Origin of the sequence: Helicobacter pylori, assembly GCF_001653475.1 — a bacterium.
In the GTDB taxonomy this organism is placed as follows: Bacteria; Campylobacterota; Campylobacteria; order Campylobacterales; family Helicobacteraceae; genus Helicobacter; species Helicobacter pylori_CM.
Map to the genome: position 1 here is coordinate 363,150 of NZ_CP011487.1, position 15,210 is coordinate 378,359.

15 protein-coding genes are annotated in these 15,210 nt (G+C 38.2%); 13 read left to right on the plus strand and 2 right to left on the minus strand.

Going from position 1 to position 15,210, the window contains the following annotated elements:
- The first annotated feature begins 98 nt into the window (after positions 1-98).
- Complete coding sequence (locus tag AA974_RS01785; protein WP_064433169.1) at positions 99-1,211, plus strand: metallophosphoesterase; 1,113 nt, start codon at positions 99-101, stop codon at positions 1,209-1,211.
- Between the two features lie 385 nt (positions 1,212-1,596).
- Entirely contained in the window at positions 1,597-2,268 is a 672-nt protein-coding gene (gene hsrA, locus AA974_RS01790) for a response regulator-like transcription factor HsrA (protein WP_064434045.1), read from the plus strand.
- A gap of 508 nt (positions 2,269-2,776) precedes the next feature.
- Here hsrA and AA974_RS01795 read toward each other — a convergent pair.
- Positions 2,777-3,820, minus strand: coding sequence for a 3',5'-cyclic-nucleotide phosphodiesterase (locus AA974_RS01795; RefSeq protein WP_064433170.1), 1,044 nt, complete (start codon positions 3,818-3,820; stop codon positions 2,777-2,779).
- A gap of 31 nt (positions 3,821-3,851) precedes the next feature.
- Positions 3,852-6,053, minus strand: coding sequence for a flagellar biosynthesis protein FlhA (gene flhA / locus AA974_RS01800; RefSeq protein WP_064433171.1), 2,202 nt, complete (start codon positions 6,051-6,053; stop codon positions 3,852-3,854).
- A gap of 139 nt (positions 6,054-6,192) precedes the next feature.
- On the opposite strand from flhA, the gene rpsO reads away from it, so the two are divergent.
- The 11 genes from rpsO to fliY all read left to right on the plus strand — a co-directional run bounded on the left by rpsO (position 6,193) and on the right by fliY (position 15,187).
- Positions 6,193-6,465 carry a 30S ribosomal protein S15 gene (gene rpsO, locus AA974_RS01805; protein WP_001207119.1) on the plus strand — a complete coding sequence of 91 codons (273 nt, stop codon included), beginning with the start codon at positions 6,193-6,195 and terminating at the stop codon, positions 6,463-6,465.
- Positions 6,466-6,495: 30 nt separating this feature from the next.
- Positions 6,496-7,782: an O-antigen ligase family protein gene (locus AA974_RS01810; protein ID WP_064433172.1), complete on the plus strand. Its 1,287-nt coding sequence runs from the start codon at positions 6,496-6,498 to the stop codon at positions 7,780-7,782.
- Positions 7,783-7,862: 80 nt separating this feature from the next.
- A complete protein-coding gene (gene aroQ / locus AA974_RS01815; protein WP_064433173.1) occupies positions 7,863-8,366 on the plus strand; it encodes a type II 3-dehydroquinate dehydratase in 504 nt (167 codons plus the stop codon).
- 14 nt (positions 8,367-8,380) lie between these two features.
- Positions 8,381-9,454, plus strand: coding sequence for an aminopeptidase (locus AA974_RS01820; RefSeq protein ID WP_064433174.1), 1,074 nt, complete (start codon positions 8,381-8,383; stop codon positions 9,452-9,454).
- Entirely contained in the window at positions 9,454-9,942 is a 489-nt protein-coding gene (folK, locus tag AA974_RS01825; protein ID WP_064433175.1) for a 2-amino-4-hydroxy-6-hydroxymethyldihydropteridine diphosphokinase, read from the plus strand. Before AA974_RS01820 ends, folK begins: the two co-directional genes overlap by 1 nt.
- The gene (gene flhF, locus AA974_RS01830; RefSeq protein ID WP_064433176.1) at positions 9,939-11,318 is read left to right on the plus strand and encodes a flagellar biosynthesis protein FlhF; all 1,380 of its coding nucleotides are present in this window, start codon (positions 9,939-9,941) and stop codon (positions 11,316-11,318) included. The genes folK and flhF overlap by 4 nt, the downstream gene beginning before the upstream one ends.
- Positions 11,315-12,199 (plus strand): flagellum site-determining protein YlxH, encoded by an 885-nt coding sequence (ylxH, locus tag AA974_RS01835; RefSeq protein WP_064433177.1) that lies wholly within the window; start codon positions 11,315-11,317, stop codon positions 12,197-12,199. The genes flhF and ylxH overlap by 4 nt, the downstream gene beginning before the upstream one ends.
- Positions 12,200-12,203: 4 nt before the next feature.
- A complete protein-coding gene (locus AA974_RS01840) occupies positions 12,204-12,518 on the plus strand; it encodes a hypothetical protein (protein WP_064433178.1) in 315 nt (104 codons plus the stop codon).
- Positions 12,496-13,263 carry an RNA polymerase sigma factor FliA gene (locus AA974_RS01845; protein ID WP_064433179.1) on the plus strand — a complete coding sequence of 256 codons (768 nt, stop codon included), beginning with the start codon at positions 12,496-12,498 and terminating at the stop codon, positions 13,261-13,263. The genes AA974_RS01840 and AA974_RS01845 overlap by 23 nt, the downstream gene beginning before the upstream one ends.
- Positions 13,256-14,320, plus strand: coding sequence for a flagellar motor switch protein FliM (gene fliM / locus AA974_RS01850; protein WP_000763582.1), 1,065 nt, complete (start codon positions 13,256-13,258; stop codon positions 14,318-14,320). The genes AA974_RS01845 and fliM overlap by 8 nt, the downstream gene beginning before the upstream one ends.
- Before the next feature lie 3 nt (positions 14,321-14,323).
- The gene (gene fliY / locus AA974_RS01855; protein ID WP_064433180.1) at positions 14,324-15,187 is read left to right on the plus strand and encodes a flagellar motor switch protein FliY; all 864 of its coding nucleotides are present in this window, start codon (positions 14,324-14,326) and stop codon (positions 15,185-15,187) included.
- Positions 15,188-15,210 lie beyond the last annotated feature (23 nt).

Genomic DNA, 15,210 nt, shown 5'->3' on the forward strand with positions numbered 1-15,210 from the left:
AGAACGATAAGGCGTTAAATAAGGATATTAGCCCTAAAGGGGATATTAGCGTTAATATGCTAGAATGACGGAACACTTTATGATAATAAAAGGGTGATATGCTGATCTCCATAGCGTTTTTATTGGTTTTGTGCCTTTTGAATTATAGTTCTTTTAGGATGTTAAAATCGTTTTTAACCTTAAAGAAAGTCTCTCAATACACTTATTTAGGGTTTTTTATCCTTTTGAGTGTGGGCGAGGCGGCTTTTGCTTTTTATAGAAATACCATGCCTAGCCATTGGTTTGTTTTGACTTCGGCGTGTTCGTTTGTATCTTTTATTGTGTTTATTTTTTCTTTAAGTTTTTACGGGTTTTCCTACTCTATAGAAAAAATAGGTTTTTTGCATTCAAGGCGTAAAAGTTTAAAAAACTTTTTAAAATTGGGGTTTTATCTGGCGTTATTAGGGTATTTTTGGCGCGGGTTTTATGAAGGATTAGCCCGCCCTAAAATCAAAGAAACCCCTATTTATTTGGATAAGCTGGATAAAGAATTAAAGATTATTTTACTCACAGACATGCATGTGGGTAGTTTGTTGCAAAAAGATTTTGTTGATTACATTGTAGAAGAAGTCAATCAAAAAGAAGTGGATATGGTGCTGATTGGGGGGGATTTAGTGGATGAAAACATTGAAAAAGTCAAATCTTTTTTACTGCCCTTAAACAACCTTAAAAGCACGCATGGCACTTTTTATGTGCCAGGAAATCATGAGTATTATCATGGCATAGAGCCGATTTTATCGTTTCTTGACACGCTTAATTTAACGATTTTAGGGAATGAGTGCGTGCATTTAGGGGGGATCAATTTGTGCGGCGTGTATGATTATTTCGCACGAAAGCATCAAAATTTTGCCCCTGATATTGATAAAGCTTTAAAAAAGCGCAATGAGAGTAAGCCCACGATCCTTTTAGCCCACCAGCCCAAACAAATTAGAAGCGTCAAAGAAAGCCACTTTGTAGATTTAGTGCTTTCAGGGCATACCCATGCAGGGCAAATCTTTCCCTTTAGCCTTTTAGTCAAGTTAGCGCAAACTTATTTATATGGTTTATACAAGCACAGCGACACCACTCAAATTTATGTGAGCAGTGGGGCAGGGTATTGGGGTGTTCCTTTAAGGTTTTTAGCCCCTAGCGAGATCGCATACCTTAGGCTTTTACCTAAAAATCAATCTTGAACTAAAAATTTTAAACATATTAAGAATAGCAAGCTATGGATTAAATCGTAATCAAGCGGTTAAAAATAAGGATTAAACAAGGATTTAAGATTTAAAAAACAACCGCCAAGACAAAGGGAAAGGAGGGGGAGGTGACCCTTCAATCTTAGCGATGCCAACCAAACCATAAGGAATGGTTGGATTTGTAATTATACAATAAAATGGTAGTTTTTAGCAAATGATTTTAAAAATTATCCATAAAAAACGCTCAAAGGCATTTTTTACAACCAATAATCAAGGGCTTGATTTTGATCAAGCGATAACTTTTATTAATATTTTCTTAAACTAATTTAAAATTATGATATAATCAGTGTCTGAATTACTCTTAAATGCGGGAGTCAAAACCATGCGTGTTCTACTGATTGAAAAAAATTCTGTTTTGGGTGGAGAAATTGAAAAGGGCTTAAATGTTAAAGGCTTTATGGCTGATGTAACGGAGAGTTTAGAGGATGGGGAATACCTTATGGATATTAGGAATTATGACTTAGTTATGGTTAGCGATAAAAATGCTTTAAGTTTTATTTCTAGAATCAAGGAAAAGCATTCTTCCATTGTTGTTTTAGTTTCTTCTGATAACCCTACAAGCGAGGAAGAAGTCCAAGCGTTTGAGCAAGGTGCGGACGATTATATCGCTAAGCCTTATCGCAGCATTAAGGCTTTAGTCGCAAGGATTGAGGCTCGTTTGAGGTTTTGGGGCTCTAATGTGATTGAAATTGGGGATTTGACCATTAGCCCTGATGAAGAAAAGATTATTTACAAGGGGCGTGAAGTTGAGGTTAAAGGGAAGCCTTTTGAAGTGCTTACCCATCTTGCCAGACATAGGGATCAAATCGTCTCCAAAGAACAGCTTTTAGACGCTATTTGGGAAGAGCCTGAAATGGTTACCCCTAATGTCATTGAAGTGGCTATCAATCAAATCCGCCAAAAAATGGATAAACCCTTGGGGATTTCCACGGTTGAAACCGTAAGGCGCAGAGGCTATCGTTTTTGTTACCCAAAACCGGTGTGTGAAGAATAAATCCCGTGGTTTTTGCTAAAAAATAGATTAGAATGAGGGTGTGGAGTGGATAAAATCAAATATTTTTATAACGATAGTAGAGGCACTCCTATCATGTTGGTGTTCAGATAGGGGGCATAGTCATTTTATCTGCGATTAGTAGGGTATTTTGGTTAAAAAACACTAAAATAGATTCGTATAAATTCGTGGATCTAAATACCCGTTAAAACACAAAAATGCAAACTCTGGCTCTATCAAATATTGACCATAGAATTTAAAAAATGCTAAAAGCATTCTTTACAATCAAATCATTAAAAGAGCGTGATTTTTTAATCAAGCGATGAATTTTTAAGCGGTCTTTTGGGGGTTAGGGGGTTTGTTTTAGGGGGAGAATTATTTTAAAATACTCCTTATTCCCTTAAAAAACGAGTTTTTGCCATAAAATGATAGAATGAAAATTTTTAAACCTTCTAAAAAGAGTTTTTAAATTCTTTTTAGTTTTGGTTAGCTTTTTGCAAACAGCTTATTTTTAAGCGTTATTAAAGATTTCTTCAATTTGTTCTTTAATATCCCTATAATTAAAGCTTTCTCTAAAGCCATCAATCTTGCCTCCACTCGCATTCCTATGCCCGCCTCCATTAAAACACATTTGACTGAGTTCGCACACATCACAATTCCCATTCGCTCTTAAGCTCACATTCCCTTTAGCGTTCACATCCATATAAAAATCAAAATCCGGATTTTGCGTTAAAAAAAGGTTAGCTAACACGCTAATGCCCCCCATAGAATAACTTAAAAACCCTTTTTTATCCTGGTAATAAACGCTGCAATCATGTTTTTTTAAAGAGAGCAAATGCGTTTGCACATTTGAAGAGATATTGTCCATCGTTTCTGTATCAGGGTCGCCCCCCAGAGCGATTTTTTTAAGTTTGAACAAATCATTATCATAGGCTACAGGGGCATTTTCTAAAAACAAATAGTTTTTAACTTCTTCTAAAAGCTTTAATTTATAATCGCGGTTTTCATCATCAAACATGAAACGATTCAATTCAGAGCTTTGGTTAATCATGCGCATACACACCTTACCTAATTCAAAGCCATAACCTTGCGTGTTCCAAATATCCACAGAATTGACCATTTCCACTAAAGGCTCTAGCCATGTTGTGTTTTTTGGCTCTAAAATAGCGTAATGTTTTTTCAAAAACTCATACACGATTTTAGTCGCACAGCGGTTCGTGTCTAAACAATACCAATGGAAACTCTCAGCCACTTCCTTACCGCTGATATGGTGATCTAAAAGCTGGATTTGAATGTTTTTATTTTGCAAGCGGTGTTCTTGGATCTTATCCTGCAAATACTGCGCTTCGTTTAAATTCAAATTCAAATCGCTAATCAAAATAAGGAATTGACTCTCTTTGGATTGAGCGATCGCGTTTAAAATCTCATAAATTCTCGCTGAGACTTCCCGTCCGTAATTAGCGTTATAGCATTGGATATTTTCAAAAAATTGTTTTGAAACAAGCTGGCATGCATAGCCGTCTAAATCAATGTGTGAAAGGTGATAAACTTGCATCATCCTCCTTTTTTATCAATATATTTATCCATTAAAAGTTAATATGGATCGTGCCTAAGGCTTCAAAATTAGAGTTAGGATCTAATTCAGCATGGCTTAGCACGACCACATCAATCCTGGCCTGCTCCATTTGGTTAGAAAGGGCTTTTCTTAAATTAGGCTCTACGATCAAAATCACCGGAGCGATCCCTTTTTGCAAGACTTTCATAGCCTCTTCAGAGACCACTTCAATGAGTTTTTGCAATTCGCCCACATTGAGTAGCAAGCTCTTAGAAGTGCCATTTTCTCGCAATTTATTAAGCAAAAATTGTTCGCTATCGGTAGAAAAGGTTAAAAATTTCAAACGCCCATCTTCAGATTTAAAAGCGTTAGTGATCACCCTAGAAAGCCTCGCCCTCACTTGTTCGGTTAAGATATTCACATCATTTTGAACCAATGGGGCAATATCGGTAATCGTTTCTAAAATAGTGAGCATGTCTTTAATGGGGATTTTTTCATGCAACAAGGCTTGCAAGACTGATCGGATCGCACCGGTGGGGATTTTTTTACTCTCTTCTACAATCGTAGGATAGTCTTTAGCCAAGCGCTCTAAAAGGGATTTCACTTCATCTTTAGTGATAAAATCTTCAGCGTACTTTTTCACTAATTCGCTGGTGTGCGTCGCAATAACGGTGCTTGGATCAATAATGGTATAGCCTTGAATAATGGCTTCTTCTTTATTTCTAGTTTCAATCCATAAAGCGTCCATTCCAAAAGCTGGCTCTTTAGTGGGAATGCCTTCAATTTCTTTATTCACAAAACCGGTATTCATGGCTAAAAATTTATCTGGCATTACCATGCCCTCACCAATCACAATGCCTTTAAGCTTGATTTCATAATGCGTTGGGGGGAGCTGCAAATTATCCCTGATCCGGATTTGAGGCATCAAAAAACCATAATCGCTCGCTATCTTTTTTCTAATCCCTCTAATCCTTTCTAACAAATCGCCCCCTTGTTTCATGTCCGCAAGACTAATGAGTTGGTAGCCTAAAGCCAATTCCAAAAATTCAATTTTTAACACTTCATCAATCGCTTGTTCTTCTTCTCTTTTAAGCTCTTCTTGGGTTTTAGCCCTTGTGGTTTGGGTATGGGGTTTGATTTTGGAGCTGTGGGGTTTTTCGCTCAAGTCCAAGCCGAATTTTTGACTCAAATAATTTTCTAATTTAGTGAGCAGCCCGTCTTTTCCCTCCCTACTAATCAGCCATGCGATGAATAAAAAGAGAGTCCCTACAAACGCTAAAGAAAAGGTAGGGAGTCCAGGAATGGTTGCAAAAAGCAATAAAATCGCTCCCACAATCACTAAAGTTTTGCTTTTATTGGTGAGCTGTGTGATGAGTTTAGAAGCAAAGTCCTCTTCTTCGTTTTGCGTGGTGCGAGTGGCGACAATACCGGTCGCTGTCGCAATGATTAAGGCAGGGATTTGCCCTACAAGCCCATCGCCAATGGTTAAGATAGTGAAAGTGCTAGCACTAAAGCTCAAGCTCATATCCCTTTGAAACACGCCCACTAAAAACCCTCCAATGATATTGATAAGCGTGATGATAATAGAAGCGATCGCATCGCCTTTGACAAATTTAGATGCGCCATCCATCGCACCATAAAAATCCGCTTCTTGGCTTAGAGCGGCGCGCCGTTTTTTAGCTTCCTTATCATCAATAAGCCCTGAATTTAAATCCGCATCAATCGCCATTTGTTTTCCTGGCATAGCGTCTAGGGCAAATCGCGCTCTCACTTCAGTAACCCTAGTAGAGCCATTAGTAACCACCAATAAATTCACCAGCACTAAAATACTAAAGATAATAGCCCCAATCACATAATTCCCGCTCACGCTAAATTCCCCAAACGCCGTGATAATGTCGCTCACCGCGCTAGGCCCTTTATAGCCTTGCGTTAAAATCATTCTAGTCGTGGCGACATTTAAAGCCAAGCGGTATAAGGTTACAATGAGCAATAAAGTGGGGAAAGCGCTAAAATCAGTAGGCTTGTCAATATAAAGCCCAATTAAAATAATCAACACCGATAGCGCGATAGAAATCGTGAGTAAAAAATCCAACACAAAAGGCGGTAACGGCACGATAATGATCGTTAAAATAGCTATCACAAAGACCACAAGGGCTAAGTCTTTGGATTGCAAGAAGCGTTTAAAGACAGGGAAAGTTTTTTTAAAAGCTAATTTGGAGCGTTCGTTTGCCATAATCTAAAATCAATGCCTTAATTTGGTAGGTGGTTTGTCTTTTTAGGCTTATTATAATATAAAGTTTAAGAGTATGACACAAAAAAGCTTATTTTACGCTATAATGCGATCTTTATTAAATACCAATTAGGAGGTCGTTATGGCTTTGAATCTGGAGAAAAAACAAGAAATCATTAAGGCGTTTGCTACTAAAGAGAACGATACGGGTTCTTGTGAGGTGCAAGTGGCGTTGTTGAATGAAAGGATCAAGCTTTTAACCGAGCATTTAAAGGCTAACCCCAAAGATCATTCCAGCCGTTTAGGGCTTTTAAAATTAGTCGCTCAAAGACGCAACTTGTTGAAATACATCAAACGCACCGATCATACGCGTTATGTGGTTTTGATTGAAAAGTTAGGCATTAAAGACAGATAATTTTTATCGGTTTTAGGGTATGGCGAGTTTGTGTTGAAAGAGCGTTTGAAGGTCTTTTTTAGTGCGGACTCTGTTTTCACTTTAATTTTTGCCCTTTTCTTTCTCACTTCATTTAAAAAACCTTTAACTCAAGTCTTGTTGATTGTTTTAATGGTTTTTTTGTTTCTTAGGTGTTATTTTCAAGCGTCTTTGAAAGAAACCTTTAGAATCCATCATCTAAAAATAATGCCTTTCAAATGGCTTACTCTAGCTTTTTTGGGCGTGTTTTTAAGCATTTTCCCCAACATGTTTACCATGTATGATAGCCAAACTTTCCGCTACAATTTGTTCGCTCTAAACATGTCCTTAACTTATGCTTGCGGGGCGTTATGCTTGCTTTTTGCCAGTTGTTTAAGAATCAAATTGAATCAAAAAATCCTTTTTTACAGCATGGCTGTTGCAAATTGCATCAACGGCTTGCTTTCACTAGTGCAAAAAATTTATTTTAACATGCCTAGAGCGCAAGGGTTTAGCACGGTTAAGGAGTATGTGGTTTTAGTGAGCGTGTCCATTTTGGGCTGTTATATTTATGCGCTTTATTCGTGCAATCAAAAAGAGAAACTTTTTTTCACTCTTTCTGTTTTTGTGGGGTTTTTAGTCGTTATTTTAAGCGCTACAAGGAGTGCAACAATCGCTTTTGTTATTACTTTTTTAATCCTTTCTTGCTTTATTTTATACGCCAAAAAATCGCTCAAACCATTGGGTTATATGGTGGTTGTGAGTCTTATTTTGAGCGCTTTGTATATGGGGAGTAACGCTTTAGAAAAAAAGGGGGCAATAGAGCAATCTAGGGTTCAAAATCAAAGCTTTGAAGAAGATTTGAAACGCTACGCTAAAAAGGACGCTGATAGCAGTATCGGGTGGCGTTTGGAGCGTTGGAAAGAAGCCCTAACGGTTTTGCGTTTAAGGCCCTTTTTTGGTATGGCCGCTAGCGAGAAATGCCAGAGGTTAGAAGAGATTTTATCTCTGTCGCAGTCTTATAGGGCAAAAGACTTGATTCTTTGTTATGAAAGATACGACAATCAAATCATTCACATTCTAGCCACTAGGGGGATCATAGGCTTTTTGATTTGGCTTTTTTGGTTGTTAGTCATTGTAAAGATTTTTTGGAGCGGGATAAAGCAAAACTCTTTAATATCGTTTTTTATATTAACTACACTGACCTTTTATCTTGTTTTTGGCATCGGGTTTGACCCCTTTGATTTCTTCATTACGGGAAGTTTTTTTGCAGGAATGGTCATGATGGCTGTTTGTTTAAAAAAGGATTCTAAAGCCTAGTCTCTTTGGATTTAAGGGGTAAGATAAAAACTTATGCTATAATGCGGTCTCATTCCATATTAAACAAGGAGAAATAAATAATGAAAATTTTAGTGATTCAAGGGCCTAATTTAAACATGTTAGGACACAGAGATCCAAGACTTTATGGCATGGTAACCTTAGACCAAATCCATGAAATCATGCAAACTTTCGTGAAGCAAGGCAATTTAGATGTGGAATTAGAGTTTTTTCAAACCAATTTTGAGGGCGAAATCATTGATAAAATCCAAGAGAGCGTGGGCAGCGATTATGAAGGGATTATCATTAACCCTGGAGCGTTTTCGCACACTTCTATCGCGATTGCGGATGCGATCATGCTAGCGGGCAAACCCGTTATTGAAGTGCATCTCACTAACATTCAGGCTAGAGAAGAATTCAGGAAAAATTCTTACACTGGAGCGGCTTGTGGAGGCGTGATTATGGGATTTGGCCCGCTTGGTTACAACATGGCTTTAATGGCGATGGTCAATATTTTAGCCGAAATGAAAGCGTTCCAAGAAGCCCAACAAAACAGCCCTAATAACCCTATCAACAATCAAAAATAAAAAGGGGGTTATTGATGAGAGAATTAGAGAGAGAGTCGCATTTCACGCTTGATGAAAATGCGATGTTTTTTGAGTGCACTTATAGTTGCGATAACGCTTTGTTTTTGCAATTAGAGGATCGCTCGTTTTTTATCACTGATTCTCGCTACACTCAAGAAGCTAAAGAAAGCATTCATCCTAAAAATGGCGTTTTAGCGGAAGTGGTAGAATCTAGCGATTTAGTGCAAAGTGCGATTGGTTTGATTGCAAAAAGTTCAGTTAAAAAGCTCTTTTTTGACGCCAATCAAGTGAATTTACAAACCTATAAGCGTTTAAATGCAGCGGTTGGGGATAGGGTTACTTTAGAGAGCGTGCCTAGTTACCACCGCCAAAAACGCATCATTAAAAACGAGTATGAGATCCAACTTCTCAAAAAATCTCAAGCGTTGAATGTTGAAGCTTTTAAAAATTTTGCTGAGTATGTGAAAAAGATTTTTGATGAAAAAGAATCATTGAGCGAGCGGTATTTGCAGCATAAGGTTAAGGACTTTTTGACTAGAGAGGGGGTTTATGATCTGAGTTTTGAGCCTATTTTAGCCTTGAATGCGAATGCGAGCAAGCCCCATGCTTTGCCTAGCGCGAAGGATTTTTTAAAAGCGGAGCATAGCATTCTTTTGGATATGGGGATCAAATACGAACGTTATTGCTCTGACAGGACTCGCACGGCTTTTTTTGACCCTAAAGATTTTGTCTTCACAAGAGAGCAGAGTTTCAAGGATAAAGAGCGTCAAAAGATTTATGACATTGTGAAAGAAGCACAAGAAAAGGCTATTTCAGGCATTAGAGCGGGCATGACCGGTAAAGAAGCGGACAGCTTGGCTAGGGGAGTGATTAGCGATTATGGTTATGGGCAATATTTCACTCACAGCACCGGGCATGGCATTGGCTTAGACATTCATGAGCTTCCTTATATTTCATCGCGCAGTGAAACCATTTTAGAAGAGGGCATGGTGTTTTCTGTAGAGCCTGGGATCTATATCCCTGGATTTTTTGGGGTGCGCATTGAGGATTTAGTGGTGATCAAAAATTCTAGGGCTGAGCTTTTGTGATGCGAGAGATCCTTACTAGCCGCTTTTTCCCTAGCCTTTTTAAAAAAAGGCTTGATTTTTCTAACAGGGTGGTTTTAGGGCTGGGATCTAATCTTAAAAATCCTTTAAAAATATTAAAAAATTGTTTTTTATCTTTTAAAAATCATAGTAAAATCGGGAAAATTTTTTCTTCGCCTGTTTATATCAATCCGCCTTTTGGTTACACCAATCAACCTGACTTTTATAACGCTACGATTATCCTTAAAACATCTTTAAGTTTGCACCATTTTTTTGCTCTGGTTTTTTATATAGAAAGGCGTTTTGGGCGCCAAAGGAAGCGCGATTTTAAAGACGCTCCAAGAACTTTAGATATTGATATTATCGCTTTCAACCAAGTCATTTTAAGACAGAATGATTTGACTTTACCTCATCCTAAATGGAGCGAAAGGGATTCGGTGTTAGTGCCGTTGGCTTTGCAACAAATTCTTTTTAAAAAAGGGGAGTGGTGAAATTCTATACCTATAGTGGGGAGACGGCCGCTGAAGCTTTAAAGATCGCTCAAAGCCACCATGGGGTGGATACGCTGGTGTTTAAAACCCAAGAAATCCGTAAAAAAACGCTCACTTCTTCTGGGCTTTATGAAATCGTTGTGGCGGTTGAAGAAGAAAGCGAAAACAAACCCCCTAAAGCCCCCCTTATTCCAGAAAGTTTGTATAATGAAGAATTGAATGAAGAAGATGTGGTCATGCAGCTTTCAAGCACGGTAGAAGAAATGCGCAAACTCGCCGGGGTTTCATCCAGTCAGCGCAACTATAGTTTTTCAAAAAATAAGACCCTTTTAGAAAAAGACGCTCCGTTCGAGAATGCACCACCTTTAGAGGTTAATAAGCAAGACGCTTTATTGCAAGCTTTAAAAGATGAAGCCAACCATAAAAAAGAAAGAGAAAAAAGAGAAGTTAAACAAGAAGAAGAAATTAAAGACATTAATCTGCAATTAAGCAAAATCAGAGACAGCCTGAAACTCATTCAAAACATGTTTTGGGATGAGAAAAACCCCAATTCTATCAATATCCCTCAAGAATTTGCAGAAATTTACAAACTAGCCAAACAAAGCGGGATGAAATCCAGCCATTTAGATGAAATCATGCAATTGAGCCTGGAATTGATGCCTTTACGCATGCGGGAAAATTCCGTAACCATCAAGCGTTATTTTAGAGAAGTATTGCGCAAAATGATCTTGTGCCGCCCTGAAGATTTGAATTTAAGGCAAAAACGCATCTTAATGCTTGTAGGGCCAACAGGCGTGGGGAAAACGACTACTTTAGCTAAATTAGCCGCACGCTATTCTAGGATGCTAGCTAAAAAATACAAGGTGGGCATTATCACTTTAGACAATTACCGCATTGGGGCTTTGGAGCAATTAAGTTGGTATGCTAATAAAATGAAAATGAGTATAGAAGCGGTGATTGACGCTAAAGATTTTGCTAAAGAAATTGAAGCTTTGGAATACTGCGATTTTATTTTAGTGGATACGACAGGGCATTCGCAATACGATAAAGAAAAAATTGCCGGGTTGAAGGAATTTATAGATGGGGGTTATAATATTGATGTGTCCTTAGTGCTTTCGGTCACCACTAAGTATGAAGACATGAAAGACATTTATGATTCTTTTGGGGTGTTAGGGATTGACACTTTAATCTTTACGAAATTAGATGAGAGTAGAGGGTTAGGGAATTTGTTTTCTTTAGTGCATGAAAGCCAAAAGCCTATCAGCTATCTTTCTATTGGGCAAGAAGTGCCTATGGATTTGAAAGTGGCTACTAATGAATATTTAGTGGATTGCATGCTAGATGGCTTTAGTAACCCTAATAAGGAACAAGCATGAACAATCAAGCGAGTCGCTTAGATAATTTGATAAATATTAAAAACCCCAAAAGTTTTTTTGACAATAAAGGGAATACCAAATTCATCGCTATCACAAGCGGTAAGGGAGGCGTGGGGAAATCCAATATTAGCGCTAATTTAGCTTATTCTTTATACAAGAAAGGTTATAAGGTAGGGGTGTTTGATGCGGATATTGGTTTAGCGAATTTAGATGTTATTTTTGGGGTAAAAACCCATAAAAACATCTTGCATGCCTTAAAAGGTGAAGCCAAATTACAAGAAATCGTTTGCGAGATTGAACCCGGGCTTTGTCTCATTCCTGGGGATAGTGGTGAAGAAATTTTAAAATACATTAGCGGCGCAGAAGCTTTAGATCAATTCGTGGATGAAGAGGGGGTTTTAAGCTCTTTGGATTATATTGTGATTGATACAGGTGCTGGGATTGGAGCCACTACGCAAGCGTTTTTGAATGCGAGCGATTGCGTGGTGATTGTAACCACACCAGATCCCTCAGCCATTACAGATGCGTATGCATGCATTAAAATCAACTCCAAAAATAAAGACGAATTGTTTCTTATTGCTAACATGGTAGCCCAACCTAAAGAGGGCAGGGCGACTTATGAAAGGCTGTTTAAAGTGGCTAAAAACAATATCGCTTCACTAGAATTGCATTACTTAGGAGCGATTGAAAACAGCTCCTTATTGAAACGCTATGTGAGAGAGCGCAAAATTCTGAGAAAAATAGCCCCTAATGATTTGTTTTCGCAATCCATTGATCAGATAGCGGGTCTTTTAGTTTCTAAATTAGAAACCGGCGCTTTAGAAATACCAAAAGAAGGTTTGAAAAGCTTTTTTAAAAGGCTTTTGACATATTTGAGGTAGGCTCATGAAAGTACAAAATTTTATCCATTTTTCTGTTGTGGTAGGGTTTTTTTTGGGGTTAGTGTTTTCGGTGTTGAAATTCAATGAGCCAGAGAGCATTTTATTATGGACGGTGTTATCCACGCTTGGGGGATACTTGATTGCGTTGTTGTTCGCGTCTGTTTTTATCGCTTGCACGGATTTAGATATTTGTCTTTTTGACAAAAAAGGCACTGAAGAGAGCTTGCTTCGTTTCAACCATGAATTTAAGAACAGAGAAAAAGAAGTGGCTAGTATTTTAAATTACATTAGAAATTATGATTTTGATGATGGAAAATAGAATGCCCAAAGAAATTCAAAAAACTGAAACAAGCGAAAAAAGTATAGAAAAGGTTTTGAACGCCTATGATAAGCAACAACACCACCATCAAGACGCGCTCGCTATCCAGTATTTACCGGCCGTGCGTGCTATGGCGTTTCGTTTAAAAGAGCGCTTGCCCAGCTCTATTGATTTTAACGATCTGGTTTCTATTGGCACTGAAGAATTGATTAAATTAGCCAGGCGTTATGAGAGTGCGTTAAATGACTCTTTTTGGGGGTATGCTAAAACTCGTGTCAATGGGGCGATGTTGGATTATTTGCGCTCTTTAGATGTGATTTCTCGCTCCAACAGAAAGCTGATTAAAAGCATTGATGCTGAGGTCACCAAACACCTTAATGAGCATGGGAAAGAGCCTAGCGATGCGTATTTAGCGGAAGCTTTAGGCGAAAATATTGAAAAAATCAGAGAAGCCAAAACGGCTTCAGATATTTATGCGTTAGTGCCAATAGACGAACAATTTAATGCGATTGAGCAAGACGAAATCATTAAAAAGATTGAAGCCGAAGAGTTGTTAGAGCATGTCCAAAAAGTATTGAATCAAATGAGCGAAAGAGAGCAAATCCTTATCCAGCTTTATTACTTTGAAGAGTTGAATTTGAACGAGATTAAAGAGATTTTAGGCATTACTGAATCGCGCATTTCTCAAATTATTAAAGAAGTGATTAAAAAGGTGCGTAAATCCTTAGGAGTGGATCATGGCTGATATTTTAAGCCAAGAAGAAATTGATGCGCTTTTAGAAGTCGTTGATGAGAATGTGGATATTCAAAATGTCCAAAAAAAAGATATTATCCCGCAGCGCAGCGTAACTCTCTATGATTTCAAACGCCCTAATCGTGTGAGTAAGGAGCAACTGCGCTCTTTTAGGAGCATCCATGACAAAATGGCTAGGAATCTTTCCAGTCAAGTCTCTTCTATCATGCGTTCTATTGTGGAAATTCAGCTCCATAGCGTGGATCAAATGACTTATGGCGAATTTTTGATGAGTTTGCCTAGCCCTACGAGTTTTAATGTCTTTTCCATGAAGCCTATGGGAGGAACAGGGGTTTTAGAAATCAATCCTAGCATCGCTTTCCCTATGATTGACAGACTATTAGGGGGCAAGGGGAGTGCGTATGATCAAAACAGGGAGTTTAGCGATATTGAATTGAATTTATTGGATACGATTTTACGCCAAGTGATGCAAATTTTAAAGGAAGTGTGGTCGCCCGTGGTGGAGATGTTTCCTACCATTGACGCTAAAGAATCCAGTGCGAATGTGGTCCAAATAGTCGCTCAAAATGAAATTTCTATCATGGTGGTTTTAGAGATTATTATCGGGCATAGTCGTGGGATGATGAATATTTGTTACCCGGTGATTTCAATTGAGAGCATTCTTTCTAAAATGGGGAGTAGGGATTTGATGCTTTCAGAAACGAATTCCAAAAAGAGCCGTAATAAGGAATTGCAAGCGTTATTGAGCGGTGTGAGCGTGGATATGATGGTGTTTTTGGGCGCGGTGGAATTGAGTTTGAAAGAAATGTTGGATTTAGATGTGGGGGATACTATCCGGTTGAATAAGATCGCTAATGATGAAGTGAGTGTGTATGTGCATAAAAAAAAGCGTTATTTAGCGAGCGTGGGGTTTCAAGGGTATAGGAAAACCATTCAAATTAAAGAAGTGGTTTATAGCGAAAAAGAACGCACTAAAGAAATTCTAGAAATGCTAGAAGAACAGCGCAGAGGCAAAGTGGGCGATATTATGAAAATAGAAGAAGAGTGAGAAATGCAAGATTTTATTAAAATTTTTATTCAAGAGGCTGTCTCTACTTTAGAAGGGTTAGTGGGTAAGGCTCCAAGCGTGGGGTTAGAAAAAGAAGTTTCTAATAGTGAAGAATCTTTTTTGGGGTTGATCAAGGCACCTTATGCAAGAGTCAAGATGAGTGCGATTGAAAAAGAAGAGAGCTCTATTGAATTACTGGCCCCGGTAGTTTTAGTTACCGCTTTAAGCGATTTGATGCTAGGAGGTGAGGGAGCGAGTAAGGAAGAAATGGATAACGACGATTTAGATGCTTTTAAAGAAATGGCTTCTAATATTTTTGGCGCGATCGCTACAAGCTTGAAGTCTCAAGAATTGCTCCCTAAACTCAATTTCACCACTATAAACGCTGAAATCGCTAAGGAGCTTCCTAAAAAAGAAGATTACGCTAAAGCGGTAGTGTTTTCTTTTAAAATGGAAGCACTCAAAGAAAGCCAAATCATTTTATTGACTACGGCGGCTTTTGAACGCCAATTTGAAAAAACGCATAAAGAAGAAAAAGAAGAAACGACAGAGAGCGCTACTGAAGAGGTTAAAACCCATGATGCGTCTTTAGAAAACATAGAAATCCGCAATATCAGCATGCTTTTAGACGTGAAATTGAATGTTAAGGTGCGCATCGGGCAAAAAAAGATGATTTTAAAAGATGTGGTCTCTATGGATATAGGGAGCGTGGTAGAGCTTGATCAATTGGTGAATGACCCTTTGGAAATTCTTGTAGATGACAAGGTGATCGCTAAGGGCGAAGTGGTGATCGTGGATGGGAATTTTGGCATTCAGATCACGGATATTGGCACTAAAAAAGAACGCTTAGAGCAATTGAAACATTAAATTTTTTATCATAAAAAGGAAAG